At 71.8% G+C, this 2,036-nt stretch carries 2 protein-coding genes; both read left to right on the top strand.

From position 1 onward, the window contains the following. Positions 1-774: alpha/beta fold hydrolase (locus ACMGEZ_RS29605; protein ID WP_436825847.1), on the top strand; the 774-nt coding region annotated here is incomplete at its 5' end. A gap of 18 nt (positions 775-792) precedes the next feature. Continuing rightward, the coding region (locus tag ACMGEZ_RS29600) for a tetratricopeptide repeat protein (RefSeq protein WP_436825846.1) at positions 793-2,036 on the top strand (1,244 nt) is incomplete at its 3' end.

Genomic DNA, 2,036 nt, shown 5'->3' with positions numbered 1-2,036 from the left:
TTCGCCGAACAGGGCGCCCGCTCCGGCACGCCGGTCATCTCGCTGCACGGCGTCACCGACTCGTGGCGCTCCTTCGAGCCGGTGCTGGCCCACTTGCCATCCCATCTGCGCGTGATGGCGCTCACCCAACGCGGCCATGGCGGCAGCGACAAGCCGGCCGGAGGATACCGGCCCGCCGACTTCGCCGCCGACGTGGCGGCCTTCATGGACGCGATGGAGATCCAGCGCGCGGTGATCGTCGGTCACTCGATGGGAAGCGTCAATGCGATGCGCCTTGCGATCGACCACCCTTCGCGGGTCGCCGGCCTGCTGCTGGCCGGCACGATGCCGTGGTTCGGCCGGCCGCCCGAGGTGCTCGCCTACCACCGCGAGCAGATCGTGCCGCTCACCGACCCGGTGCCCGACGCCGTCGCCCGCGACTTCCAGCAGAGCACGCTGGCCCGGCCGATCGCCGCTTCGATGCTCGACCGATTCGTCGCCGAAAGCCTGAAGGTCCCGGCGCATGTCTGGCGCGCCGCCTTCGCCGGCTTCATCGGCGACGACTTCTCGGCGCGCCTGCGCGAGATCTGGGTGCCCACGCTGATCGTCTGGGGCCGGCACGATGCGTTCTGTTCGGCCACCGACCAGAAGGCGATGCTGGGCCTGATCCCGACCGCCCGGCTTGTCGAATACGCCGACGCCGGGCATGCGATGCACTGGGAGGAGCCGCAACGCTTCGCTCTCGACCTGAGCCGCTTTGTCGCCTCCGCCGCCGTCGGCGCGGCGCTTGTCTGATCTCTCAAAGACCCGGCGATGACCGTTCTGATCGACGCCCTGGGACATCCGGTGAGCGGTGCCACCGCCGCCGCGATCGACCACTACGACCAGGCCGCGCACGAAATGCGCTGCCTGATCGGCGACCCGCTCGCCAAGATCGACCGTGCGCTCGCCGAGGCGCCGGGCATGTCGATCGCGCACACGCTGCGAGCCTGGCTTCACCTGCTCGGCACCGACGCGCCGGCGCTCGCGACCGCGCGCGAGGCGGCCGAGGCCGCGGCGCGCCACGCGCGAACCGATCGCGAGCGGATGCATGCGCGCTCCGCCGCGCTCGTTGCCGCCGGCCGTTGGCGCGACGCCGCGCGCATGCTGGAGGACCTGTCGGCGCAGCACCCGCGCGACCTGCTCGCGCTGCAGGCCGGCCACCAGGTGGACTTCTTCACCGGCGATTCGCGCATGCTGCGCGACCGCATCGCGCGCGTGCGGCCGCACTGGAACGAGGCGATGCCCGGCCACCATGCGGTGCTCGGCATGCACGCCTTCGGGCTTGAGGAGACCGGTGACTATGCGCAGGCCGAGCGCACCGGACGCCGCGCGATCGACTTGCAACCGCGCGACACCTGGGCCTGGCACGCGGTGGCGCATGTGCACGAGATGCGCAATGCGCCGGAGGACGGCATCGCCTGGCTCGAGCCGAATGCGGCGCATTGGTCGCGCGACAGCTTCTTCGCCGTGCACAACTGGTGGCACCTGGCGCTGTTCAAGCTCGAGCAGGACCGGCACGACGAGGTGCTCGCGATGTACGACGCGTCGATTGGCGGGCCGAGCTCGGCGGTCGTGCTCGACATGATCGACCAATGCGCACTGCTGTGGCGCCTCGCGCTGCGCGGAGTGGACGTCGGCGACCGCTGGCAGCCGCTGGCCGAACGCTGGGCGCCGCATGCCACCGCGGGCAACTATGCCTTCAACGACCTGCACGCGATGATGGCCTTCGCGAGCGCAGGGCGCAGCGATCTCGCAGCGCAGTTGCGCGAGACGCAGCGGGCCGCGCTCGCTGGCGACGGCGACACCCGCGCCTTCACCGCCGAGGTCGGCGAGGCCGCGACGCGCGCCGTGCAGGCCTTCGTGGCTGGCGACCACTCGACGGTCGTCGCGCTGCTGCGGCCGATCCGCTCGAGTGCGCATCGCTTCGGCGGCAGCCACGCCCAGCGCGACCTGCTCGACCTGACGCTGATCGAGGCCGCGCTGCGCAGCGGCGATCGGCCACTCGCGGCAGCGCT

The organism is Variovorax stachyos, assembly GCF_051400855.1.
Lineage (GTDB): Bacteria > Pseudomonadota > Gammaproteobacteria > Burkholderiales > Burkholderiaceae_C > Variovorax.
This window is presented reverse-complemented; position numbering and strand designations above follow the sequence as displayed.